Here is a 23,350-nt window from a genome sequence, read left to right as displayed (position 1 = left end):
TATGTCAGAAATTTATGTAAGACAAGCCGACGGATATCGGTTTTGCCGATTTAAAGTTTTTGTTGGCGTCATTCCCATCAATGAATTTTTCAAATTCATGTAAGTGGGCCAATCCATTGCACCATCGATAGCCCTTGTTAAAAGCCTTGGTTTCAGGACTAGGCTCATAACGAAACACACACGAAAGCTGCGTGATAGTTGAGTTTGATGACAAGCATTGTCGGGTAAATTGCCTGGCAATCCTCATATCAAAGTGGTCAGAACCATCCGAGGAAACAGTTCCCCATTGATACAACAACATGTCAGTTAATAATCCATTCACCCGCGGATCTGCGTAATTCTCAACGTAGAACTTGAACATGTATTTTATGCCCTGATGCAACGACAGCTCTTTCAATTGTTCGCCGCTATCGATGATGAGTATTTCGAATTCGCGTTTCAATACTTCTGGTTTCATTTCACTAACCTCTACGTGCAATTATAGACGATATTGTTTAGACAATATCATCGGAGATAACATGCTTGAAAGGTGATGCTCTTGCCGGGCGTGTTGCAAGAGCAGCTTGAGGTTGCATTCATAGCAGCTGCGATGCCGGCTGCCATGCAATTAGTTGCTACTTCCATCTATATTTTCAATCTCACTCTGGAAGCAATTCTCCCATGAGGTATGCGGAAGTAGTGACCGCAAATCTGGTTCCGTCGGGTATGTACCGGGAAACCGTGTCATGTACGTACGAGTCAGAATTGGTTTCTCGTTATTTTTATTTTGTCCTTTCTTCCAGATACACATGATACCGATCAGATCGTCGGTGTTGGGCTCGGCTTCTGGAAAATAGAAACATTCTCCCCAATATTCGGCGTCGGTCTTTGCAGATTTCCTAGAGAATATCAAGGTTGTTTCCTGGCATTGAATCCTATTGTTCATGACATGCTCCTCAATTACGATCTGGAACACGCTACAAAGATTGGCGCTACGCTACGAATATAGGTGTTTTCTGTTCACGCAGAAAGTGCAGTCAGTATCAAGTTTGATCCCTGGGGGTATTTTTATTTTAGGAAATTGTATGCCGGAAAGTTTGGGCAGTTCCAGGCCCATGGACGGCCAGATCAGCAATGTCAAGGCCACCGGTACCGGCGCTATCGGTGCGCCCATCCTCATAAAGCGCCAGGTAAAGATCACGATGACAGTGACCGAGGGTGAGGTGCGCCTCATTGGCGGGTTGAACGATGTGCAGAGTACCGATTGTGCCTCGCGCTGGTCGCTTCTGCCGTCCAGTTGGGGGGGCAAAGTCGCAGTCTTTGTCCGAGGCGGACTTGGTGCTAGTCCTGAGTCCAAAGGGTCGGGCGTGCTGCCAAGCCACAGGCGCTGATCGCATGGTGACGCTGACGTACCGGGAAGACATGGTTGACCAAGTTATGGCACTGAAGCGCCAGAATGCGTGCTGCCCCAACATCGGACGGCACAAACAATTCCACTATGTGGCGACGATGTTGTCTCGAAGTTTATGAATGAGAGACGATCGATGTCTGTGCGGCATGGCACTTTGACGCAACGATGAATGGAGATAAGCGCGGAGAGCAAGCAAAAGAAGCTTGTTGTGGTCACAATTGCGGCGAGGGCGCGAAACCTGCACGCGACACTGATGGATATCGATTACAGGATGCGACGGTTCAAGGATCGGCCGACGCCGCCTTCTTCACCGCCTTTTGCGAGCCGAAGGTGAGGGCGTAGACGCAGGTGAACTCTGCGCCTACCAGCAAGATACACGACACAGGGCACGACGGTTATACGATCATGAATCGGCATAAAGTTCCCCAGCATGCGCACTCCGCTTCGGTTGTTCCGGCTGGTGCGGTAACTAGCTCTGTTCAAGTTCCGCCTGCTACGGCTGGCGCGCAGCCTGCGAAGTTTGATCCCCTTGAGGATGCCAAGCATTACGTTGAGATGAATACGCCTCGTGTAGCGGGGCTTCCGCAAACTGCGCCGAAATATGACGAATTGACCAAGCCAGTACGCGTGCCGGTGCCTGCCGCCTGCCTCCAGTTCCGCAATGACTGTAAGTGCTACACGCAGCAGGGCACGCCGATGGACGTGCGATACAACATGTGCATTGAGTTTGCGCGAAATGGCTTCTTCCAAGATTTTGACCCGGAAAAGGATCGTGTTGCTTCTGAGCGCACGGCGGCATCGGTGCGTGTGATGGAAGGGCGGGGAGGGCAGTTGGCGGCGGCTGGTGAGGTCGGGGCGCACGGTGCGGGGCAGGTGTCAGCATTTGGCAATCCACCGCCGGAAGCGCCGCATAAGCCTTCTGTGGGTATGTAGGTTTCCCCTTGCCGGTCGGATGGGGGTTTCATCCGATCGGAAGCCCGAAGGGCATGTTGATTGCCTCGGGCTGCTCGTTCTCGCTGGTGGCGCGTGCTGCGACGCCCGAAGCGTTGCGGAGCTAGCGAGGGGCGGCGCGGAGCGCCGCCTAAACTTGTATTAGGGACACTTAAGAACAGCCACGGTAAACAGACGGATTCGCGGCGTTTCTTGAAGAAAAGTTTCTTGGTTTTTGAAGGACAAAAAAAAGCCCGGTAGTGGTCGAAACACTCCGGGCCTCGATCAACCTGCTACAACAGGAAAACCGATGTCGGTATTGGATAGTAGTTTAGATGCGTTGTCAATTTCTCTTTCGCCTTTCTGCCTTGATACGGTCGAACAAAAGCCGGAACACTGGTCTGACGATGGGGTAAAGGGTACATGGCAGGACACGTATACAGCCCGCAGGCGCGTTTTTCCTGATGGGCAGTGCGAAGTCTCGGTAACTAAGGATCGCCACTTTGTAGGCCCGGCTATCAAGCGCAAGCCGCATGCAAGACGCGGCGAGTCCGAGAAGCGGGAAGAGAACGATGATGACGCTGGCCGTCGTGCGAAAAAGAAGGTTCGGGAGTGCTGCAAAGCCATCGGTGCAGATCGCATGGTGACGCTGACATACCGGGAAAACATGGTTGACCGGGAGACGGCACTGAAGCACTGGAAAGCGTTCTGCCGAAAGCTCGGGAAGCACAAGCAATTCCACTATGTAGCGGTCATTGAAGAACAGGAACGGGGAGCGCTGCATTTCCATGTGGCCGTCACAGGTCGGCAGATGTATGCGCTGTTGCGGTCAATCTGGCAAAGCGTTCTTGGCCGTGGGCCGGATGGTCAGCAGATGGGGCAAGTCAACGTCCGCGATCCGCATAGGTTCGGCTTTGGGCAAAACGGTGCCCACAAGCTCGCTGCCTACATCGCCAAGTATTGCTCTAAGCAGATGCAATGCCGTGCCCTGGATCAGAAGCGATATTTCCGGTCCAAGGGAATTGTAGTGCCTGAGGTCGATTCGGTGCGCTTGCACTGCACAACGATGCTGGGGGCTGTGCAGGCCGCGTTCAGTATCGCCGCGCAGTTTGGGCTTGAAGGTATCCAGTCGTGGTGTAACAACGGGTTGGGCGTCGTCTGGTTATCGACTGCGCCACGACCGAAGGGGGCCGATATGGAGTGCCCATTTTGATCGGTGCTGGGGCGGAACTGGCCGGTTGAGTCCTTCGGTTAAGGATTTTAATCAAGTTTTTGGGGGCTAGTTTTGCAGGATAATTACCAGTCGGCTACTATTGCCCAAATGCAATTAGAGTTATTCCCGTTCGATGCGCTGAGTCCAGCTGAGCGCTCGTATATCTACAGTTTGATCCGTAACAGCTACTGGTATTTACGCAACCTGCGTGCAGGTCGATTCGGTCAGGCGAGGGCGCGAAAACAGTATCGTCTTGTTGAAGTTCAAAAAAGACGCCTACTTATGGCAGGCGTATCTAAGCGTGAAATCTTAGATTTGCTAAAGTGCTGTCGGTTAAAATGCTCTCGGTACAAACATCCCTTCATACCATGCAAATATTGCCCTCAGTAGACTTAGCTGTGGACATGCGGTAGCAATGTATGCTAATGCTGACTTGAACTGACAACAACTCTTAATAATAGATTATGGCCAATCTCCGCGTATTTCTCTCATCTACTTGCTATGACCTCTCAGTTGTACGTGGTCAGTTGCGTCAATTTGTTGAATCACTCGGCCATGAGCCTGTCATGAGTGATTATAACGATGTTGTGTACGATCCTCGCACCCACACTCATACCAGTTGCATCGATGAAGTAGCTGGGGCAGACGCTGTCGTCGTAATTATCGGTTCGCGCTTTGGTGGCCGGGTCGTCCCGCAAGCTTTGCAGAAAGTCGATCTCGAGTCGCTGAAGTCCGTCAGCAAGAGTCACGAAATCCTCAAGACAAAGGAAAACCTCTCGATCACTCAACTTGAAGTACTCAAAGCAATAGAAAGCTCTATCCCTCTATTCGTATTCGTTGATGATCGAGTAATGCACGATCATGCCACCTATGAGAAGAACAAGTCTAAGGCGATTGCCAGCGAAATTGAGTTCGACTCGATTGATAAGCCGGAAACTGCACGTTACATATTCGAATTCATCAATTTCCTACGACTGCGATCCACAAACAACGGAATCACCACATTTTCGCGTCTGCAGGATATCGAGGATTCGCTGCGCAAGCAGTGGTCTGGGCTCTTGCAACGGTTGCTATATGAGCAGCGCGCCCGCGCTATTGACTCCAGGCGAATCGATTCCTTAACGGATCAGTTTGAGGGCCTCAAGACTGCAATCCTGACTGCACTTGGCGGCAGCAAAGATCAGAAAGAAGTTGCAAGGGGCGTGGTTCGATTTAGAAAGCTAATTGACTTTGTGAGCGCCCTTCGTGGTGGTGGAGAGGCACTAATCGGACCTTCAATGAAATGGCCTGCCTTGCTGGAAAAACTCGGGATCAGAGAAGTCATCGAGTTTGCGAGCGAAATGACAAACCTCGACAGACCGGGCTTACGTCGCCCAACGTCCATTTTGTCGACTACCGATGGCAGCATCTATGAGGTCGATCGTGTGTTTGACATCGGGGAAATGGAAACAGAATGGGATGAGTTCATGAACATTGGCGAAGAATCAAGACGTGTCATTGTTGAAGCGCTGAAAGAGATGGGGCCAAGCGGCCGACGCATGGTCAGGGAGTTTAAGATGCCCCTTGAAGAATATATTCAGGCGCGTATGGAGGGGAAACAGGACATTCCCAAATGGGTTCGCAACCTTACCTCGGACTTCAAATTTCCTATCGACCCTAACCAATGACGCTTGAAGAGGGGTGGGCGGATAGAAAGGACTGTTGAACTCGTTATATCTTTAGTTTGTCAAAAAAAATGCCTGCTCATGGCAGGCATATCAAAGCGTGAAGATCAGGGCTTACTAGCTCGCCGCTGGCAGCGTTCCTCCGGGCAAAAATACCCGTTTCAACCAAGCTGAAAATGCTCTATGCAGGGCACGGCGGTTGCGCACTCGATTTGACATAATATAAATTATGCGAACTGTTAGCAGTCCATTTCGTGGTCCGAGGTTGCGTGAAATACCGCAACATCACTCCAAAAACAGCCCCCATAGGACGGCCAGTCCCACGCGAGCGCACTCGCCCCGAAAACGCTATCGTGCCGCATTGCCCCGATTGTGGCGCGAAGCTACACAACCGTTCCAAACATGGCCCCGATGCCTGCAGCCGCCGCCATTGACAAAGCGCTCCAGAACGCCACCCGGCATACCCCCCTTTTTACATTGGCGCCGCCGGCTTTGGCCGCCAGACCGCCGAGGACAGCCAGAAAGAGCAGCGACGTGCCAACGGTGAGCGGAATCAGATTTTCATGCGGCGCCACAAGTACCACGATTAACGGCAGCGCGGCACCGATGGCAAAGCTGAGCGCCGATGCCGAGGCCGCTTGCAGCGGCTTCGCGCTCATGGCATCAGTGATTCCCAGTTCATCCCTAGAATGGGCCGTCAGAGCGTCGTGAGCCATCAGGCTGGTGGCAACCTGACTGGCAAGCGCAGGCTCGAGGCCGCGCCTAATGTAAATGTTCGCCAGCTCACTGTGTTCACCCGAAGCATTTTCCCGCAATTCGGTACGTTCCTTTTCGACCGCTGCCCGCTCGGTGTCCGCCTGGGATTGCACGGACACATATTCTCCAGTGGCCATCGACATGGCGCCGGCGACCAAGCCGGCTACCCCGGTGATCAGGATGCTTTGGTGACTCGCGTGCGCTGCCGCCACGCCAAGAATCAGGCTGGACGTCGATACAATTCCGTCGTTTGCTCCCAGCACCGCCGCACGCAGCCATCCGACGTTGTCCAGCCGGTGCAGCTCGCGATGTCTCGTCATCATGGTGGGCGCCTTTCGTGTGAGACTTTCTGACCAGCGAATCTGACACCGAACCGATTGAAAATTTGAATCGTCCAGCCTGCCCCCAATTCGCCCAAGCTGTTTTCATGCTATTTTCACGCCAAATAAAAAAGGCTTGCCAGAAAATCTCGCAAGCCTTTGATGTTAAACATATTCTTACTGGGAAGAACAAGTTTCGACCCTGCGCCTCTGCAGTGCAAAAATGACGCAACATCATCCCCGAACAACTAAGACTGCAATATGCCCGTTTGGCGAACAGCGCGTGACCAGCCGATCACGCGCTGTTCGTCCATCCGGCGGGCTTACTGCATCCACACCGCGTAGTTATTACCGGACGTCATCAGCTTCCAGCCGCTGCCTGGCGACCAGCTGTTCGGGCCGATCTTCATGGCCAGCTTGCCGGTGTTGCCGGTAATGATGGCCGCGTACAGGCCTTGCGTCGCCTGCTGGATGGACACCGGCGACGTCGACGTCACGTCAGCCGACTTGCGCGCGCTGATCAAGGCGCGGATCTGCGTCTCCAGATTCCAGTTATAGATGTGTGGATAGAAAACGCTGGGAATGCCCGGATGCGTCAGGATGTAGGCATAACCTTCCATCACCGAGCCGCATGGAACTGGCCACAGGTTCTGGCCGCTGCCGCAGCTTTCAGCCGGACCGGTGTCATGATTGTCGACAAAGGTCACGGACATGGCGGGCCACCAGCCAATCGCGCCGGCCGGGTTGCCCGACGTGTCCTTCAGGCGCCAATAGTTACCGTTGGCCAGCGCGTCGTTCAGGATGCCTTTGGTGGTGAAGTCGAACGCGCCGCAGCTGTTGCTGGTGCCGTTGATCCAATCCATGATGGCCTGGCGGTTCGCGTTCAGATTGTTCAAGTCGAACGAGTCCGGCCACATTTCGCCCACGCACAGTTCCGAGCCAAACGCGTTCGAATACTGGCCGGCATATTGGGCGCCATAGCCTTTCACGTAATCAAACCGGATGCCGCTGAAACCCACCGGCTTCAGCACGTTGTTGAGCCAGGACGTAATGCCGTTCTGCACCTCCGCCACGTTCTTGTGGTCGAGGTCGCGTGCGGCGCTGAAACCCTGGCCCGTGTCGGGATTGCCCCAGCCGCAGTTGCATTCGTCGTTGTTGACGATCGTATATTGCGACCAGATGGGATTGGTGAAATCGTACCAACCGGTGGAACCGACCCGATGGTTGACCACCACGTCGGCCACGGCGCGCACGCCGAGGTTGGTAAATGCCGACACGGCGGCCTGCAGGTCACTGGCGCTGCCATAGGAAGAATTCAGACTGTTGAGCTGGCGTGGCATGTAACCCTGAGTCGCCGAGGAATCCGATGGTGGCGGGAACCAGACGTGGGTAAAGCCCAGGCTCTGAATGTCGGCAGCTTTACCCGCCAGCGTGTTGTACCAGTTCGGATTGGCGTAATTGGCCGAATTCCAGTGAAAACCCTGCAACATGATCGCGCGGCTGCCGCCGGCCTGTTCGGGTGGTGTCGCGGCGTGGCTGGCAGTACCGAATAGCAATGCCGCACCTGCAATTAAGGCAAGTTTTCTACGCATGTTGTCTCCTGATATTTGTAGTAACACTAAATTGACGGGCGCTACTTAATGTAGTTTTACTCCGCAAAATCAGGGTAGCAAACTTATTTGCCTGTATAAAGTGAAATTTATGCTTGAAACGCAAAAAATGTATTAGTTAGTTTGACTACACTAATCCCTGTAGTCGACTACGTGCTGCGCGTGGATCTGGATTGGTGCGCCGCCATGGCGCAGCGCTTGCGGCCCCGCGAACGGGGGCCGCAACGGTCTTGATGGCGTGCGGTCTGCCTCGGTCAGCCTTGCTGGACCGCCCTCGCCCGCGCCGCGTGCAGCTTGCGGTAGCTGTCGATCTTGCGCTGGTGGCGATCCAGCCCTTCCAGCTTCATGCTCGTTGGCGTCAGGCCGTGGAAACGCACGCTGCCATCCACGGAGCCCAGCACCGCGTCCATGCGCGCGTCGCCGAACATGCGCCGGAAATTGACGACGTAGTCGTCCAGTTCCATCTCGTCATCGAGCGACACTTCCAGCACCGCCAGCATGGCCTGGTAGAACAAGCCGCGCTCGACCGTATTGTCGTTGTATTGGAGGAAGGCTTCGACCAGGTCTTTGGCCGCATCCCAATCCTGCAAGGCCAGATTGATCAGCAACTTCAGTTCCAGGACGGTCAGCTGGCCCCAGTCCGTGTTTTCGTCAAATTCGATACCGATCAAGGTGGCGACGTCGCTGTACTCGTCGAGTTCGCTGTTTTCCAGGCGTTCAAGCAACGCTTCCAGGCTGTCGTCATCAAGCCGGTGCAGGTTCAGGATGTCGGAACGGAACGACAGCGCCTTGTTCGTGTTATCCCAGATCAAGTCCTCAACGGGGTAAATTTCCGAATAGCCGGGCACCAGGATCCGGCACGCGGTGGCGCCCAACTGGTCGTAGACAGCCATGTAGGCCTCTTTGCCCATGTTTTCCAGAATGCCGAACAAGGTCGCCGCTTCCTCCGCATTGGAGTTTTCGCCCTGGCCAGAGAAATCCCACTCGACAAACTCGTAATCGGATTTGGCGCTGAAGAAACGCCACGACACGATACCGCTGGAATCGATGAAGTGCTCAACAAAGTTATTCGGCTCGGTGACGGCGTTGCTGACGAACGTGGGCCGCGGCAAGTCGTTCAAGCCTTCAAAACTACGGCCCTGCAGCAGTTCCGTCAGGCTGCGCTCGAGCGCCACTTCAAAGCTTGGATGCGCGCCAAACGAGGCGAACACGCCGCCAGTGCGCGGGTTCATCAGCGTCACGCACATGACCGGATATGTTCCACCCAGCGAAGCGTCCTTGACCAGCACCGGGAAGCCCTGCTCCTCCAGCCCCTTGATGCCGGCCACGATGCCCGGGTATTTCGCCAGCACTTCCTGGGGCACGTCCGGCAGCGCGATTTCGCCTTCCAGGATTTCGCGCTTGACCGCCCTTTCGAAGATCTCCGACAAGCACTGCACTTGCGCTTCGACCAAGGTATTGCCGGCGCTCATACCGTTGCTCACGAACAGGTTTTCCACCAGGTTGGTCGGGAAATACACGACTTCACCATCGGACTGGCGAACGAACGGCAGCGAGCAGATGCCGCGCTCGATATTGCCCGAGTTCGTATCGTACAGGTGCGTGCCGCGCAATTCGCCATCGGGATTGTAGATTTCCAGGCAATACGGATCGAGGATTTCAGGCGGCAGCGCATCCTTGCGGCCGGGCTTGAACCAGCGCTCATCCGGGTAATGGACGAATGGCGCATTGGCGATCTCTTCGCCCCAATACTCGCCGGCGTAGAAGTGATTGCAGCTCAGACGTTCGATATATTCGCCCAAGGCCGAAGCCAGGGCGCTCTCCTTGGTCGCGCCCTTGCCGTTGGTAAAGCACATCGGCGAATGCGCGTCGCGCGTATGCAGCGACCACACGTTGGGCACGATGTTGCGCCACGACGCGATTTCGATCTTGATCCCCAGATTCGCCAGCAAGCCGGACATATTGGCGATGGTTTGCTCCAGCGGCAAATCCTTGCCCGTGATGTAGGTGCTCGTTTCGGACGATGGATTCAGCGTCAGCAATGCCTGGGCATCCGCATCGAGATTTTCCACTTCCTCGATGACGAACTCGGGCCCGGTCTGGACCACCTTCTTCACCGTGCAGCGGTCGATCGAGCGCAAGATGCCCTCGCGGTCCTTGGCGGAAATATCCTCTGGCAACTCGACCTGGATCTTGAAAATCTGTTTGTAACGGTTCTCGGGATCGACGATGTTGTTCTGGGACAGGCGGATATTTTCGGTCGGAATATTGCGAGTTGTGCAATACAACTTCACGAAATAAGCCGCGCACAGGGCCGACGATGCCAGGAAGTAATCGAACGGACCAGGTGCCGAACCATCGCCCTTGTAGCGGATGGGCTGGTCGGCCACGACCGTGAAATCATCGAATTTCGCTTCCAGGCGTAGCTTATCGAGAAAGTTGACCTTAATTTCCATGGGGATTCCAAACAGTGCTTAAATTGATCTGGCCGCTATTATCGGCGCTTTTGGCCGAGCGGCATAGGCGCGCGTGACCCCGGCCCCAATCCTGGGCCGCCATTGCCCGCAACGCAGGCACGTTGGTCAGGTGATCAGCTGACCGTGGCCATCCCCGTCTCGCCGCTGCCTGGCCAGCGGGACTAGGCGGCCGGTTTCGGGCGGCGCTTCGCGGCGCCGGCCCGCGCATTCAACGCCGCCGCCGCGCACACCAGTTCCTTGAACGCATCACCATCCACGGACTCGCCTTGATGGATGTCGATGGCGCGCCGCGCGTTGCCATCCAGGCTGGAATTGAACAGCGCGGCCGGATCGTCCAGCGAAGCGCCCTTCAGGAATGTGAGCTTGACCACGGCCTTGTAGGTTTCGCCCGTGCAGATGATGCCGCCGCTGGACCAGACCGGCGTGCCCATCCACTTCACTTCCTCCACCACGTCGGGCACGGCTTCGTGGATCAGGGCGCGCATCCGGCTCAGGGTCGCGCCGCGCCAATCGTCCAGCGTGGCGATCTTCTGGTCAATAAAGGCGGAAGCGGGCTGGCCTTCGATGGGCGCCGTCGTCATGCTGCCTCCGTCGCCAGCACTTGTTCGAGCGCGCCGAAGAATTTCTGCCAACCAAACTTGGCACCCTGGTAGGCCTGTTCCTGGTCAGGCCGAAAGCCGGACTGTTCCATGCGCAGAAGCGTGCCACTGGCCGACGGTTCCAGGGTCCAGGTCACGACACTTTCCAGTCCGTATGCGGACCAGGTGTACGCCAGCGTGCGCTGCGGCGCCACTTCCGTCACCATGCAGTCGACCGCGCCCCACTCCGCCCGGAAATGGAAATGGTGGCCCGCCACCGGCATGAAATCGCTTTTCATCAGCCAGGCTTCGATCAGATGGGGCTGGGTCAGGGCGCGCCAGAGCTTTTCCGGCGGATGGGGAAAGTCCCGTTCAATCACAACGGTGCGCAGTTCGGGTGCGGTGGCGTTCATTGATCCATCCTTTTCAGTAAGTCTTCGAGGTCATCGAACCTGTTGTCCCAGAATCGGGTCATCTGGTCCGTCCAGTCGCGCAGTGGAACCAAGGCGTCGGGCCGTGCGCTGTAGTGCGTCTGGCGCCCGGCATGGCGATCCAGCACCAGTCCCGCTTGCTTGAGTATGGCGAGATGCTTGGAAACGGCCGGCTGCGACACCTGGGCGTGGCCGGTCAGCGCGCCAACGGTCTGTTCGCCGCCGGCACACAATTGTTCGAAAATGGCGCGCCGCGTGGGATCGCCCAGTGCCCGGAACAGCGCGTCTTGCGTCGTCGTCATGTCAATCCATAGCCTCCAGGTTATGGATTAAACTATAGCCAAGTGGTTATGGATTTTCAAGCGAAATTTACAGCATTGTCATTTTAATACTGCTCCACGTTAGGCGGGTGTCGCGTACGCGTAGCGGACGGGCCAGGTGCTGCCAGGCGATCAGCGCATCCCCACGTCCTTGCGGTACTGGTGGACGAACATATTCTCCGACTTGATCTTGCGGGCGATAAAGTCCGCGCGGAACTGGCCAAATGGCAGCGAGGTCAGCCCGCCGCCGCGGCCCAGGGTGACGATCATCATCTTGCCCATCCCCTTGCCCGGCAGCCGCGGGGCGTACGGCTTGAGCCGGGCCGCGTCCGCCGATGGGGCTGCGAGCATGGCCTTGATGTTGGCCACGATTGCCGGGACATGGAACGATGCGGTGATGGCAAGCCGCCCTTCGGGCAGATTGGACACGTCGCCCGTGACGAAGATGTTGGCAAAGCCCTGCAGGCGCAGGTAATTGCGCCGTCAAGAGCAGGCCATCGTCCTGCACCAGCGCCGGCCACGATGCCGCCACGAAACCGGTATTCGGCCGGGCGCCGGCCGCCCAGATCACCAGGCCCGCGTCCAGCAGTTTGCCACCTTTGGTGCGCACCTTGCCATCGACCGGCTGGGTGCCGATGGCGGGTTGTGTCACCGGGTCATCGAGCAGCACGCGCGCGCCCATCGCGATCAGCCTGCCCAGCGCCCAGTCGCCAAATTTCGATGGCGCGCGCTCCAGCAATTGGCCAGCGCCATGCACCAGCGTCACCGACAGCCGGGGGAACGATTCACACAGTTCCGCGGCGATCTCGACGCCAACCGGCCCGCCGCCGGCGACCACCACGCTGCGCGCCGTCTTCAAACGTTGCTGGGCGTCTGCGATCTGGGCGCGCCGGGCCCCCTCGCCGGCCACCTCGGCCTTGATCAGGGGATCGACGCAGCGCGAACCCGTCGCCACGACGGCGAAATCGAACGGGATGGTTACACTGCCGGCGCCGGTATCGACCACCACGCTGCGCGCTGCGATGGAAACGGCCTTGCCCTGCACGTGGCGCACGCCGGGCAGGAAATGCTGGTACCGCAGTTGCGCGGGCAGCGCGTTCGGTTCAACCAGCAAGCGCGGCAGCGCCATCGGCACTTCAAAATAGGTTTTCGGATCGACCAGGGTCACATCCAGGGTGTCTTGCAACAAATAGGCGATCTTGTGGCCTGCCGAGCCACCGCCAATCACAACTAATTTTTTCTTTAACATTTTTCTTGTGCCAGGTTGTTATGCAGGCTTACTAGCGGCCAGCCCGATCGGGCGGATGCATTGCGGGACCCGCGGTGAAAGCCGGGGCCAATGGCGCGAAGTTGGTCATGCCTTATCCTTCACGGATGGCGGTTGCCGCCTCGTCCATGGGCGGAATCAGGCCCAGGGAGGCGATCACTTCCACGGCCAGCCCCGCGCCTGGCATACCGCACACGACCGCGGCCGTTTCAACCACCCCTTGCAGATCGGACAGGCTGGCCCCTGCCCTGACCGCGCCTGCCGCATGCAGGCGTGCCGGCGCCGCTTCCCCCCGTGCGATCAGCATGGCGAAGTGGACCAACTGCTGGGTACGCCTGTCGAGCGGATTGCGGTGGATCAGTTCATCGCGGAATTCCTCGATGGCCGCCACGGCGGCGACGCGGCCGGTGGCGCGGGCCAGCCGCTGGCGCTGCGCCACCATGTCCGGCACGGCGCCCAGCAGCTGTTGATAGGACGCGTTGATGGCGTCGGGGACGGATTGTTTAGTGCTAGTCATTGGTCACACCTGTGGGTTGGCCGTTGAGCCGGTGGGTGGCTGTTGGCGCATGGCGCGGCTCAGGCAATCAGGCCACCGAGTTGCGGTAACTCGAGGAACTCCGGCGGCAAGTACGATTGCTGGCGCAGCAGCAGGTCGATCTGGCCGTAGTGGTAGCCGTGGTGGGCGTAGACTGCCCACAGGAAACCCTGCACCGTGTATTTGCGGCCGATAAAGGTGAACTCCGTGCCCAGCTGCTGCGGCGACATGGCGCGAATACGGTTGAGATTGTTCTCGAGTACCCCGCGGTATTGGCTGACCAGGGGTTGTCCGGCGCTGGCCAGTTCCAGCATAGGAATGCCGACCGGCGGCACCATTTCCCCACCTGGCGCCATGTTGGCGAGGGTGGTGCTCCAGTAATCCTCGGCGCGCATCAGGTGGCCGGTCAGTGCTTCGATCGTGATGCGGCTAATGCGCTGGCCCAGGTAATTGGTCTCCGAATCGGCGGGGATGCTGCTCCACAGCGCAGCGGGAATCTGTTCCAGCGTATTCAGGCTCAGGGTCACTTGCTGGTTGAACAGCGACAGGAAGCGTTCGTGCTCGTTCATGGTGGTATCTCTGTAAAAAGTTGTTGATGTATGCCATGATAGGTGTGCACAATTCATGGCGGAAGCCTGTGATTGATCAACATCTTGTGCTTCAAAGGAGAACAATTGAGCAGGCTGGACGAAATCAGCACCTTCGTTGAGGTGGTCAACGCGGGCAGCATTACGCGAGCGGCGGAAAAACTGGGCATCGTCAAATCGGCCGTCAGCCGGCGCATGAACGACCTGGAGGACCGCCTCAAGGCACGGTTGCTGGTGCGCTCCACCGCTGGGCTCAGTGTGACCGAAGCGGGCAAGGCGTTCTATGAGCGCGCCGCGCGCATCATGGCCGATCTCGATGAGGCCGAACTGACGGTCACCGATGCCAGCGCCAATTTGTTCGGGACCATACGCATGTCCGCGCCTGTCAGCCTGACCAACCTGGTGCTGATGCCGCACATTAGCCAATTTCTGAGCCTGCATCCGGGGCTCACGCTGGACTTGAGCCTGTCGGACCGCTTCGTCGATATCGTCAACGAAGGCTTCGACATCGCCATTCGCGCCGGCACGCTCAGCGATTCGCGCCTGGTCGCCCGCAAGCTGACGGACATGGGACGGGTAACCTGCGCTTCACCGGCCTATCTTGCCGCGCGCGGCACGCCCCACACACCGATGGATCTGGAGCACCACGATGGCCTGGTGTCCTCCAACGCGGCCGAATCCGTGTACTGGAATTACGCGCTGCCGGACGGTGGCAACTATCTGGCGCGGCCGGCCGTGCGGCTGAAGGTGAACAATGGCGAGGCCGTCATCACGGCCGCCGCCGCGGGGCTCGGTATCGCGGCGGTGCCGGGTTTCATTTCGCGCGACTTGATCGAGCGCGGCGCCCTGGTGCCGCTGTTGACGGGATACACGCTCGCTTCGGGCAGCCTGTATGCCATTTATCCGCCGGGCCGCCATCTGTCTCATCGCGTGCGCGTGTTGATCGACTTCCTTGTAGCACAGTTCGCGGCCGCGCCGCCGCCATGTGCGGCAAAATATCGAAATGACAACAACCGAGGAGTACGCCATGCAGGCTGAAAAAGCGAACCACGATCAGGATCAACGCTGGAACGGCGCGGCTGGCCGGGCCTGGGTCGCGCTACAGGAACAGCTCGATGACATGCTTGCGCCGTTCGAACGCCTGCTGGTCGATGCCGTGTGCGAACAGCGCCCCGGCTCCGTGCTCGATGTCGGTTGCGGAACGGGTGCCACCACCCTGGCCATCGCACGCCGGCTGGGCCAGGGTGCCGCTTGTACCGGCGTCGATATCTCGCAGCCGATGATCGCGCTGGCCCGCGCCCGCGCGGCGCGGGAAGCGTTGGCACCCGAATTTATCGCGGCGGACGCGCAAACCTGGCCGTTCGCCGCCGCCAGTGTCGACATGATCGTGTCGCGCATGGGCGTGATGTTCTTCGACGATCCGGTGCGGGCCTTTGGCAACCTGCGCCGGGCCATCACGCCCGGCGGCGCACTGCGCTTCGTCGCCTGGCGCGCCGCGGAAGAAAATCCATTCATGACGGCGGCGGAACGGGCGGCAGCGCCCTTGCTGCCCGCCCTGCCCCCGCGCCGTCCCAACGAACCGGGCCAGTTCGGCCTGGCTGACCGTGCGCTGATCACGCGCATCCTCGAGCAGGCCGGCTGGGAAGGCCTCAGCATTCAAGCGGCGGACGAGGAATGCACGCTGCCTGCACGCGAGTTGCTCCGCTACGCGACCATGCTGGGTCCGGTGGGCCAGCTGCTCCAGCAGGAAAGCACGGAGCGCCGCGCCGAGGTCGAGGCCGCCATGCGCGACGCCTTCTTGCCGTTCGTGCAGGGCGACAAGGCACGCTTCACGGCGGCCTGCTGGATGGTCAGCGCGCGCGCGCCACAGTCCTGAATTGTCGGCCGCCGCTGTGGCGGCCGGCACCAGAATGTGTCTCGTCCGCGCCGCGGTTTTCGTACCCGCATGCAAGTGCGTGCGTCACTGTGCCCGTGGCTGCGGGCGCCCATCAATAATCAAAAAAGCAAGTGAAATATTGATCATTTGGCAGTGATCTTCCGAGAGATTTCACAATTTCCCCAGTGCTACTATCGGCCCACGACAGGCATGGCCAGCAGCGCAAGTCCGGTCACTGGCCTGGCGCGCCGCTGTTCACCCCCTTGGTGCTGGAAATTCACTGGAGAAGAAGATGACGTCCACCTGGTTCGCATTGATCGCCGGTTCCACCCTCGCATTGAACGCCGCCGCGGCAACGGTTACGCCGTTCGCTGACAACAACGGCGCCATCCCGCCCGCTTCGGAATACAAAGGCCCGCTGTTCAAGCTGAGCCACCAGTATCCATCCAACGTGCCTGCGCCGGCCATGCCCTGGCGCACGGCCATCAACAACGGACGCATCACCACCCAGAACGCGGGCGCCTACGCGCAGGCGCTCAAGGACGCCGTGGGCAAGGACATGATGGTGCTGCTGCAGGATTACGCGCACTGGGACGCGGCGCAACGGGGCTGGTACAACGAGCCGTGGCTGGGCGCCAAGCGCGAGGCCATCCATGGCATGTACGTGGGCGGCAGTTCGCTCGACACCTCGCTGTTCGCCGCCAGCGGGCTGACCAAGCCCATCACCACCTACGTGCTGACCTACTACGACAAGACGGCCGCGCAAACGCTGAAAAATGTGTGGGGCACGACGGCCATGACGCCCGCCGTCACGCCCAGGACCACCCAGTTCCCGGAAGGCTCGCTGATCATCAAGGCCGCCTTCATCACGGCCGATCCCACTGTCTGGCCTGTGATGACGGGCAGCCTGGTGTGGCCCGCCTACATCACCACCAACGCCACCACCGGCGAATTCGCCAAGCCCCGCGTGTACAGCACCTACCTGATGCAGTTCGATATCATCGTCAAGGACAGCGCGTCGGCGCCCGATACGGGCTGGGTGTTCTCCACGCTCGTGTACGACCGCAACGTCAAGCCCGGCGCCAACGGCGTGTGGGACCAGATGGTGGTGCTGGGCGCCCAGTGGGGTAACGACCCGCTGGTCAATTCCACCAAGGACCCGCACATGCCGCTCACGCAGAACTGGAACAATCCGGCTGCGCCGGCCTATGGCGGCGCCACCTTCGGCTGGGGCGAGCGGCTGTCCGGCCCCAACGACGGTGCGATGAATGACATCTCGTTCGAGACCGATGGCAATCGCCAGTACGTCAAGAACGCCAAGGATTCATCGTGCATGAGCTGCCACAGCACGGCGCAATGGGACGTCAAGAATCCCAAGGTCGGCATGCAATCCTTCCTGCTGCCGCTGATGACGCACCTGCCCAGCGACAGTTCGACGGGTAGCCCCTACCTGAATTCGCCGGCGCCCGGTTCGCCGGACTGGCAGCGCTGGTTCCAGAACCGCAAGGGCGATGTGCCGATGAACGCTGGCAGTGTGGCGGCCGACTTCGACATGGTGCTGACCTTCAAGTCGCTGCCCTTGTGGTACGCCGCCACCAGCAAGACGCCCCAGTTGTTGAACGCGATAGACCGTACCGGCAAGCACGTGGCGGACCCCACCGCCAAATAGGCGGCAGGATCCGCGCCCGCAGTCCTCACTTCCAACAAGGAGGCAGCATGTCCTATACCTACAAGCGCTTCTTCGCCGACGCCGCCCAAATCCCCGGCGGCATCGCACTGGGCTATCCTGTGCCGGGCCGGCAGTCGGCCAGCGCCGACCAGATCGCCGGCAAGGCCTTCTTCGCCGGCGACGCGGACTGGAACACCATCCAGGCCACGTCCTACGATTTCATCGTGATCGGCACCGGCCCCACCGGCGTGGCCTTCATTGAACAGACCCTGCGCAACCAGCCGGAGGCCAACATCCTGGTGCTGGAACGGGGCGGCTACTGGCTGCCGGCACATTACCAGATGCTGCCCATGGCCTTCCAGGCCGCCACCGGCTCGCCGCCCACCACTTACCCGTGGACGCGCAGCACGCGCATGGCGACCACCGGCATGCAATTGTTCCAGGCCGGCTACATGCCCATTGTCGGCGGCCGTTCCACCTACTGGAGCGCGTGGTGCCCGGCGCCCACGCCGGGCCAGATGCGCGACTGGCCGCGCGCATTGATCGACGTGACGCTGGCGCCCGGTTTCTGGGAGCGTGCGCGCGCCTTCCTTCACGTGACATCGATGGACCAGATCAACGATGGCGTCTACGGCAAGCTGCAGGCCCAGTTGGACAGCAACATCAGGGAGAACTTCAAGCGCTGCGTACCGACGGCGCTGAGCGCCTGCCCGGCGCCGATCGCGGTCGGCAATCCGGACTGGCAAGGCGTGAAGTTCTACAAATACGCCACCGTCGGCACCCTGTTCGGATTGCAGCAACGCCAGCTGGCGCAGGCCGCCCAGGGCAAGGGCCATCCATTGACGATCGTGGACCGCTGCCTGGTCGAGCGACTGCTGCATGACGGCCACGGCACGGTGACGGCGATCGCGACCAACCATGGCCCGCTCAGCGTGGGCAGGGCCAGCATCATACTGGCGATGGGCACCATCCCACCGGCCACCTTGCTGATGAATTCCTTCGGCGACGCGCTGCCCAATGCCGGCAAGCGCTACACGGGGCACTTCATGTCGCACGTGACGGCGCGCGTACAACGCACCGCCTTTCATGGCCTGTCGCCGCTGGAGATCGGCGCAGTTTATCTGGACGGCGTGGACCAGCAGGGCTTGCAATACCACGTGCAAGCGAGCGCCTTCGCCTCGACGCGACCGGAACAGGACGCCCAGACCATCGCCCATGAGGCGCCCGATGCGGCGGCCGTCGTCTCGCCGGCCCAGTTACGCGGCTCCGAGGACTACGTGGTCCTGGTGTGCGCCACGCTGGGCGAAGTGAGCGAGCGCAACGCGGAGAACTGGATACGCCGCAACGACCAGGGCGACCCGACCACCAACATCACGCTGCAACTGCAAACCGGCGCGGCCGACGAAAAGTTGTGGGACGTGCTCGACGAAGCCACCTACCAGACCATCACGGCCCTCGTCAGCGCGCGCGTGGATGCGCCACCCGAGATCGAATACTGGATCGACGAAGGCAATGGCGGCGGCAGCTGGCGCCGCGCGCGACCCAGCCGCGAACAGATCCGGCTCAACATCATCGTGCACGAAGCGTCGCCGTTGTGGATGGGCGCGGACCCGGCCACGTCCGTGGTCGGCCTCGATTATCGTCCCCACGGCGTGCGCAATGTGTACGTGACGGGTGGCGCGCTGTTCCCCACCTGCGGCTCGTGGAACCCCACGCTGACCATGTGTGGGCTGGCGCAGGACCTGGCCGACCGCTTGACGCGCCAGCCCCGCCAGGGCGCTTGAATCGGGGTGGCTGCGTGAGGGCGACGGCGCACACCGACGCTCAGTCGACCGACTTCGCGCAGCGCACGCCCGCATGCGAGGTGCCGCAATCGGACGCTATGGCCTGGCCGCGATCGCGCTCAGTCCTGCCTGGCACGAGGCACTGTCCCACGACCTGGGCTTTGATGCGGCGGGCTTACCGCAAACTGTCGAGTGCGATGACGTGACTACCCTGGTTCATCTGACGGCCCATTCGGATGTGATCGGCCTGCTGCCACACACGATCATCGCGCAAACGGGACGCACGCTGGCGCCCGCAACCCGGCGCGCGATCGAGATCGCCCATGACGTCTGCAAGGAATTGATCGGCAAGCTGGATAGCTGATGCCGCTGGCTCAGTTCAGATAGATGTCACGCCGCAGCCGTTCCATTTCCTGCTGGTGGCGATCGGCCCAGCGCCGGGCCTCGTCCAGCTGGCGCTCCGTGCGCTGCAGGTAGTCGGCCACGTCGCGCCGTTCCTGTTCGCGCCGGCGGTCCTGCTTCTGGGTCTCGTCGTTGACTGGGCGGTCCTTGTTATCGAGGTTGGCGCGGATCTCGCGCTCGATGCGGCCCAGGCGGCCCCGCGCCTCGCGCGCGCGGCCGGCCAGCTCGTCCACGTCGCTGACGGCGCGGTTGTACTTGGCGGCGGCCACTTCGTAATCCTGGCCGCTCAGATAGGCGCGTTTCATCTGGTTGCGCACCGGGTCGCGGCACACCTCGAACGCCATACCGGCACCGTGGCGGCCCAGGTCGAAGGCGTTGTCGGGATTGCAGTAGCGGGCGTTCTGCTCGTCCCAGGCAGCCGTGTAGAGCTCGCGCGTGCGCGGGATCACGAACACGCCGTCGCGCCCGGCGTTGGCCATGCGGTCCTCGAGCAGGAACGGATGGCCATAGCCGTCATCCTGGCCCGCCTTGCGCCAGTAGTCGACCAGCCGGTTCTCCCAGCTCTGGCGATATTCGGCTTCGTACACTTTCAATCCCTTGGCGCGCGCTTCGGCGCGGCGCATGTTGAAAGCCTTGCCGGAGACGGCGTCCTGCGTGCCCAGGTTTTTCCAGTAGTTGACGATTTCAGCGTTCCACGCGGCGTGGTAGGCGTCTTCCTGCACTTGCACGCCAGCGGCGCGGGCAGCGGCCACACGCGGCTTCAACTCGCTATCGGGCACGCCGTTGCGGGCATCGGTGTAGCCGGCGTCCTGCCAATAGGTGCGGTTGCCAGTCTGCCAGCCGCTCGTGTAGCTGGCCTCGTCGAAGCGCAAGCCTTGCTGGGCGGCGCGGTTGCGTGCCGCTTCTTTGACCGTCGCGGGCTTGCCGTCGGTGCCGTCGCGCTTGCCCTGGCCGTTCCAGTAATCGGCGTTACCGATCATCCAGCCTGCATCGTAGGCCGGGCGATTCAATGGCGTGTGCTGTTTTTGCACCGCTTCGCTGGCCACATGACGTTCGTAGGTGGACTGCGGCAGCGCCTGGCGGCCGTCGCTCACGCCGCGCGCGGACCAGAAATCCCAGTTGCCTTGCGCCCAACCGGCCAGGTAACCGGCCGCCGCATCGCCCTGCCCTTTGCCGCCGTCGTGGCTGTCGCAGAAGTCCTTGCGCTCAGCGAAGTTCTGGACTTCTCCGGCCACGCCATCCTTGTGGCCGATGCCGTTCCAGTCGCCGGCCTTGCAATCCGCGATGCGCTCCATCGTGGCCTGGCAACCGCCGAGCAGCAGCGGCAAGGAGAGGATCAGCGGAGTGCTCCAGCGTGGTAGACGAGTCATATTGTCGGCATGTGATTGTTGGCCGGCTGATTATAGTGGAATTCAGTTGCACAAAGCATCATCTGACGGCCATGGTCACATCAAACGTCACCTGCACGCACAGGCCCGGTCCGTCGTCGCGGTTGGCCAGCGCGATACTACCCCGGTTACGGATGGCGGCCCGCTCCGCGATCGCCAGGCCCAGGCCACTACCCGGTTGGTCCTGGTCCGGCAAGCGGTAGAAGCGCTCGAACACCTTGCGCTGGAATCCGGGCGCAATACCGGCGCCTTCGTCGCGCACGGCCAGCGTGATCAGGCCGGCGTCGGCGGTGATGGTCACCGCCACGCGGCCGCTATCGGGCGAATACTTGATCGCGTTGCCAACCACGTTGTCGATCAGGGCCGCCATGCTCTCGCGATGAAGGCACATGGCGCACAGGTCGGGCGCTTCCAGTTCCAGGTCGATATGGCGCGCTGCCGCCAGCGGGCCGGCCAACGCCAGGCGGTCGCACACCAGCTCCACCAGGTCGAGCGCACGCAAGGGCGCCGCATCACTGTCTGGCCCGGACCGGGCCAGCGCCAGCAGCTGGTGCACGGTATGGGTGGCCCGCCGCACTCCTTGACGCAAGCCTTCACCGGCTTCCTGTACCCGCTGTGGCGTGTGGGCGTGGGCCAGCGATTCGGCGTTGATCTGGATGATGGACAGCGGCGTTTTCAGTTCGTGGGCCGCGTCGGCCAGGAATTCCTGCTCCCGCTCGAGCCGCTCGACCAGTCGCCGCATCAGCCGGTTGACGGAGTCCACCAGCGGCGATAGTTCCCGGAATGGCGATGGCGCCAGCGGTGTCAGGTCCGTGCCAGAGCGCTCCTCGATCTCGGCCACGATGCTGCGCAGTGGCCGCAGGCCGACGCGGATGATGTACCAGGCCGGCAGCAACAGGAACGGTAGGCTGAATAGCAGGGGCGCGAGATAGTAGCCAATGCTCGACGTCTGCAACAGCCATTCACCGATCACCTGGGTGGCCATGCGCACGGTGACGCCGGTGGCCGGGTCCGATTCGATGACGGCCACCCAGCCGTCGGGCACCGCAAGCCGCTCGGGCGCGGCGGCAGCCGGCACCGGGGCGCCCGACGCGTACAGCAACTGGCCGTGCCGCCATACCTGGGTTTGCAGCGCGGGGACGTACCAGCCCAAGTCACGGTACAGGGCGTAATGCAGTTCCTCCATCTTGTGCAGCAACGGCCGGATTTGCGCCGGCGGGCGGCCGTCCACCGTCTGCATCAGGACCAGGATGCGCAAGGCGCTGGCGCGCAGCTCGCGCTGCATGTCGCGCTGCTTGGTGGTGTGCGTTTCATGGATATCCCATGCCAGGTTGGCCAGCCAGATGGCCAGCATCACCCCGCAAAAACCCAGCATCAGGCGGCGGAACAGCGAGCGTTCGGGCAGCGCGCTCATTTGTCGATCACGTAGCCCACGCCACGCACGGTGCGAATGTAGCCATCGCCTATCTTTTGCCGCAGGTGCGAGATGTGCACGTCCAGCGTCTGCCCTTCTCCTTGCGGCAGGGCGCGCGATTCCAGCTCGCGCCGGGTCAGCACCCGTTCCGGGTATCGCATCAATGCCAGCAGCAGTGCAAATTCCGTCTTGGACAGGTCCACGCCGGCGCCGGCGCGGGTGAGCACGCGGCGCCGTTCGTCCAGCGCGAGGTCCTTGATCTTCCAGACCAGCTCCCCCGTCTCGCTCCAGCCGGTGGCGCGCCGCACCACGGCCCGCAGGCGAGCCAGCAGCTCGGACACGGCAAATGGCTTGACCAGGTAATCGTCCGCGCCCCGGTCCAGGCCCTGCAAGCGGTCCTCCAGGCTGTCGCGCGCCGTGATGATGAGGATGGGGAGCGTCTTGCCATCGGCCCGCAACTGGCGCAGCAGGTCTATGCCATTCCCGTCGGGCAGGCCGAGGTCAAGCAGGACCGCGTCGAACGGCTCGCCGGCGATACGCTGGCGCGCATCGGCCGCCCGCCGCAGCCATAGTACCTCCTGGCCTTCATCCTGCAGCGACGATTGCAGGGCCTTGCCAAGTTCCAGGTCGTCTTCGACCAGGCATATTTTCATGTGTCTTTTCCAATACGCGTGAAGGCGGCTATGTACGCATCTTCATGGGCACCTGTCAACATGGCGGCGCGCCAAAACTATAGGAA

21 protein-coding genes are annotated in these 23,350 nt (G+C 60.5%); 8 read left to right on the top strand and 13 right to left on the bottom strand.

Annotated elements, in window-relative coordinates:
• Window positions 1–4: 4 nt before the first annotated feature.
• Window positions 5–457, bottom strand: coding sequence for a hypothetical protein (locus tag H3H36_RS01965; RefSeq protein WP_182213371.1), 453 nt, complete (start codon window positions 455–457; stop codon window positions 5–7).
• 1,338 nt (window positions 458–1,795) lie between these two features.
• Here H3H36_RS01965 and H3H36_RS01960 point away from each other — a divergent pair.
• From H3H36_RS01960 to H3H36_RS01950, 3 genes are all read left to right on the top strand, one after another.
• The gene (locus tag H3H36_RS01960; protein WP_182213369.1) at window positions 1,796–2,323 is read left to right on the top strand and encodes a hypothetical protein; all 528 of its coding nucleotides are present in this window, start codon (window positions 1,796–1,798) and stop codon (window positions 2,321–2,323) included.
• Window positions 2,324–2,630: 307 nt separating this feature from the next.
• Entirely contained in the window at window positions 2,631–3,533 is a 903-nt protein-coding gene (locus H3H36_RS01955; RefSeq protein ID WP_220459565.1) for a rolling circle replication-associated protein, read from the top strand.
• Window positions 3,534–3,997: 464 nt separating this feature from the next.
• Window positions 3,998–5,200 (top strand): DUF4062 domain-containing protein, encoded by a 1,203-nt coding sequence (locus tag H3H36_RS01950; RefSeq protein WP_182213367.1) that lies wholly within the window; start codon window positions 3,998–4,000, stop codon window positions 5,198–5,200.
• 380 nt (window positions 5,201–5,580) lie between these two features.
• Here H3H36_RS01950 and H3H36_RS01945 read toward each other — a convergent pair whose 3' ends face one another.
• The 9 genes from H3H36_RS01945 to H3H36_RS01905 all read right to left on the bottom strand — a co-directional run bounded on the left by H3H36_RS01945 (window position 5,581) and on the right by H3H36_RS01905 (window position 14,060).
• Entirely contained in the window at window positions 5,581–6,276 is a 696-nt protein-coding gene (locus H3H36_RS01945; RefSeq protein ID WP_182213365.1) for a VIT1/CCC1 transporter family protein, read from the bottom strand.
• Window positions 6,277–6,596: 320 nt separating this feature from the next.
• Window positions 6,597–7,892 carry a glucan 1,4-alpha-maltotetraohydrolase domain-containing protein gene (locus H3H36_RS01940; RefSeq protein ID WP_311196559.1) on the bottom strand — a complete coding sequence of 432 codons (1,296 nt, stop codon included), beginning with the start codon at window positions 7,890–7,892 and terminating at the stop codon, window positions 6,597–6,599.
• A gap of 245 nt (window positions 7,893–8,137) precedes the next feature.
• The gene (locus tag H3H36_RS01935) at window positions 8,138–10,339 is read right to left on the bottom strand and encodes an OsmC domain/YcaO domain-containing protein (RefSeq protein ID WP_182213362.1); all 2,202 of its coding nucleotides are present in this window, start codon (window positions 10,337–10,339) and stop codon (window positions 8,138–8,140) included.
• A 182-nt stretch (window positions 10,340–10,521) separates the two neighbouring features.
• Window positions 10,522–10,941, bottom strand: coding sequence for a DUF1801 domain-containing protein (locus H3H36_RS01930; RefSeq protein WP_182213359.1), 420 nt, complete (start codon window positions 10,939–10,941; stop codon window positions 10,522–10,524).
• A complete protein-coding gene (locus H3H36_RS01925; protein WP_182213356.1) occupies window positions 10,938–11,351 on the bottom strand; it encodes an SRPBCC family protein in 414 nt (137 codons plus the stop codon). The genes H3H36_RS01930 and H3H36_RS01925 overlap by 4 nt, the downstream gene beginning before the upstream one ends.
• On the bottom strand, window positions 11,348–11,671 hold the full coding sequence (locus tag H3H36_RS01920) for an ArsR/SmtB family transcription factor (protein WP_182213354.1): 324 nt from the start codon (window positions 11,669–11,671) through the stop codon (window positions 11,348–11,350). The genes H3H36_RS01925 and H3H36_RS01920 overlap by 4 nt, the downstream gene beginning before the upstream one ends.
• A gap of 67 nt (window positions 11,672–11,738) precedes the next feature.
• A complete protein-coding gene (locus H3H36_RS01915) occupies window positions 11,739–12,938 on the bottom strand; it encodes an FAD-dependent oxidoreductase (protein WP_182213352.1) in 1,200 nt (399 codons plus the stop codon).
• A 112-nt stretch (window positions 12,939–13,050) separates the two neighbouring features.
• A complete protein-coding gene (locus tag H3H36_RS01910; protein WP_182213349.1) occupies window positions 13,051–13,473 on the bottom strand; it encodes a carboxymuconolactone decarboxylase family protein in 423 nt (140 codons plus the stop codon).
• A gap of 59 nt (window positions 13,474–13,532) precedes the next feature.
• Window positions 13,533–14,060: a DinB family protein gene (locus H3H36_RS01905; RefSeq protein ID WP_182213347.1), complete on the bottom strand. Its 528-nt coding sequence runs from the start codon at window positions 14,058–14,060 to the stop codon at window positions 13,533–13,535.
• A gap of 105 nt (window positions 14,061–14,165) precedes the next feature.
• On the opposite strand from H3H36_RS01905, the gene H3H36_RS01900 reads away from it, so the two are divergent.
• The 5 genes from H3H36_RS01900 to H3H36_RS01880 all read left to right on the top strand — a co-directional run bounded on the left by H3H36_RS01900 (window position 14,166) and on the right by H3H36_RS01880 (window position 19,771).
• Window positions 14,166–15,116, top strand: a complete 951-nt coding sequence (locus H3H36_RS01900; RefSeq protein WP_182213344.1) for a LysR family transcriptional regulator — start codon at window positions 14,166–14,168, stop codon at window positions 15,114–15,116.
• Window positions 15,106–15,954, top strand: a complete 849-nt coding sequence (locus tag H3H36_RS01895) for a class I SAM-dependent methyltransferase (protein WP_182213968.1) — start codon at window positions 15,106–15,108, stop codon at window positions 15,952–15,954. Before H3H36_RS01900 ends, H3H36_RS01895 begins: the two co-directional genes overlap by 11 nt.
• 292 nt (window positions 15,955–16,246) lie before the next feature.
• The gene (locus H3H36_RS01890) at window positions 16,247–17,623 is read left to right on the top strand and encodes a hypothetical protein (protein ID WP_182213342.1); all 1,377 of its coding nucleotides are present in this window, start codon (window positions 16,247–16,249) and stop codon (window positions 17,621–17,623) included.
• Window positions 17,624–17,670: 47 nt separating this feature from the next.
• Window positions 17,671–19,407, top strand: coding sequence for a GMC oxidoreductase (locus tag H3H36_RS01885; RefSeq protein ID WP_182213339.1), 1,737 nt, complete (start codon window positions 17,671–17,673; stop codon window positions 19,405–19,407).
• Window positions 19,408–19,480: 73 nt separating this feature from the next.
• Window positions 19,481–19,771 carry a hypothetical protein gene (locus H3H36_RS01880; protein WP_182213337.1) on the top strand — a complete coding sequence of 97 codons (291 nt, stop codon included), beginning with the start codon at window positions 19,481–19,483 and terminating at the stop codon, window positions 19,769–19,771.
• A 10-nt stretch (window positions 19,772–19,781) separates the two neighbouring features.
• Here H3H36_RS01880 and H3H36_RS01875 read toward each other — a convergent pair whose 3' ends face one another.
• Genes H3H36_RS01875 through H3H36_RS01865 form a run of 3 tightly spaced genes read right to left on the bottom strand, consistent with a single transcriptional unit; the run spans window position 19,782 to window position 23,264 of the window.
• A complete protein-coding gene (locus H3H36_RS01875) occupies window positions 19,782–21,179 on the bottom strand; it encodes a DUF2799 domain-containing protein (RefSeq protein WP_182213334.1) in 1,398 nt (465 codons plus the stop codon).
• A gap of 58 nt (window positions 21,180–21,237) precedes the next feature.
• Window positions 21,238–22,611, bottom strand: coding sequence for a sensor histidine kinase (locus H3H36_RS01870; RefSeq protein WP_182213331.1), 1,374 nt, complete (start codon window positions 22,609–22,611; stop codon window positions 21,238–21,240).
• The gene (locus tag H3H36_RS01865; protein ID WP_182213329.1) at window positions 22,608–23,264 is read right to left on the bottom strand and encodes a response regulator transcription factor; all 657 of its coding nucleotides are present in this window, start codon (window positions 23,262–23,264) and stop codon (window positions 22,608–22,610) included. Before H3H36_RS01865 ends, H3H36_RS01870 begins: the two co-directional genes overlap by 4 nt.
• Window positions 23,265–23,350: the final 86 nt, after the last annotated feature.

The sequence above is a fragment of the Rugamonas fusca genome, assembly GCF_014042365.1.
Classification (GTDB): domain Bacteria; phylum Pseudomonadota; class Gammaproteobacteria; order Burkholderiales; family Burkholderiaceae_D; genus Rugamonas; species Rugamonas fusca.
This window is presented reverse-complemented; position numbering and strand designations above follow the sequence as displayed.

Excerpts from the sequence above, each read along its gene's own strand:
- H3H36_RS01895 (WP_182213968.1), top strand. The coding sequence starts at position 15,106 with ATGCAGGCTGAAAAAGCGAACCACGATCAGGATCAACGCTGGAACGGC.
- H3H36_RS01865 (WP_182213329.1), bottom strand. The coding sequence starts at position 23,264 with ATGAAAATATGCCTGGTCGAAGACGACCTGGAACTTGGCAAGGCCCTG.
- H3H36_RS01965 (WP_182213371.1), bottom strand. The coding sequence starts at position 457 with ATGAAACCAGAAGTATTGAAACGCGAATTCGAAATACTCATCATCGAT.
- H3H36_RS01890 (WP_182213342.1), top strand. The coding sequence starts at position 16,247 with ATGACGTCCACCTGGTTCGCATTGATCGCCGGTTCCACCCTCGCATTG.
- H3H36_RS01905 (WP_182213347.1), bottom strand. The coding sequence starts at position 14,060 with ATGAACGAGCACGAACGCTTCCTGTCGCTGTTCAACCAGCAAGTGACC.
- H3H36_RS01960 (WP_182213369.1), top strand. The coding sequence starts at position 1,796 with ATGAATCGGCATAAAGTTCCCCAGCATGCGCACTCCGCTTCGGTTGTT.
- H3H36_RS01910 (WP_182213349.1), bottom strand. The coding sequence starts at position 13,473 with ATGACTAGCACTAAACAATCCGTCCCCGACGCCATCAACGCGTCCTAT.
- H3H36_RS01920 (WP_182213354.1), bottom strand. The coding sequence starts at position 11,671 with ATGACGACGACGCAAGACGCGCTGTTCCGGGCACTGGGCGATCCCACG.
- H3H36_RS01955 (WP_220459565.1), top strand. The coding sequence starts at position 2,631 with ATGTCGGTATTGGATAGTAGTTTAGATGCGTTGTCAATTTCTCTTTCG.
- H3H36_RS01930 (WP_182213359.1), bottom strand. The coding sequence starts at position 10,941 with ATGACGACGGCGCCCATCGAAGGCCAGCCCGCTTCCGCCTTTATTGAC.
- H3H36_RS01925 (WP_182213356.1), bottom strand. The coding sequence starts at position 11,351 with ATGAACGCCACCGCACCCGAACTGCGCACCGTTGTGATTGAACGGGAC.
- H3H36_RS01935 (WP_182213362.1), bottom strand. The coding sequence starts at position 10,339 with ATGGAAATTAAGGTCAACTTTCTCGATAAGCTACGCCTGGAAGCGAAA.
- H3H36_RS01885 (WP_182213339.1), top strand. The coding sequence starts at position 17,671 with ATGTCCTATACCTACAAGCGCTTCTTCGCCGACGCCGCCCAAATCCCC.
- H3H36_RS01880 (WP_182213337.1), top strand. The coding sequence starts at position 19,481 with ATGCGAGGTGCCGCAATCGGACGCTATGGCCTGGCCGCGATCGCGCTC.
- H3H36_RS01945 (WP_182213365.1), bottom strand. The coding sequence starts at position 6,276 with ATGATGACGAGACATCGCGAGCTGCACCGGCTGGACAACGTCGGATGG.
- H3H36_RS01875 (WP_182213334.1), bottom strand. The coding sequence starts at position 21,179 with ATGACTCGTCTACCACGCTGGAGCACTCCGCTGATCCTCTCCTTGCCG.
- H3H36_RS01870 (WP_182213331.1), bottom strand. The coding sequence starts at position 22,611 with ATGAGCGCGCTGCCCGAACGCTCGCTGTTCCGCCGCCTGATGCTGGGT.
- H3H36_RS01915 (WP_182213352.1), bottom strand. The coding sequence starts at position 12,938 with ATGTTAAAGAAAAAATTAGTTGTGATTGGCGGTGGCTCGGCAGGCCAC.
- H3H36_RS01950 (WP_182213367.1), top strand. The coding sequence starts at position 3,998 with ATGGCCAATCTCCGCGTATTTCTCTCATCTACTTGCTATGACCTCTCA.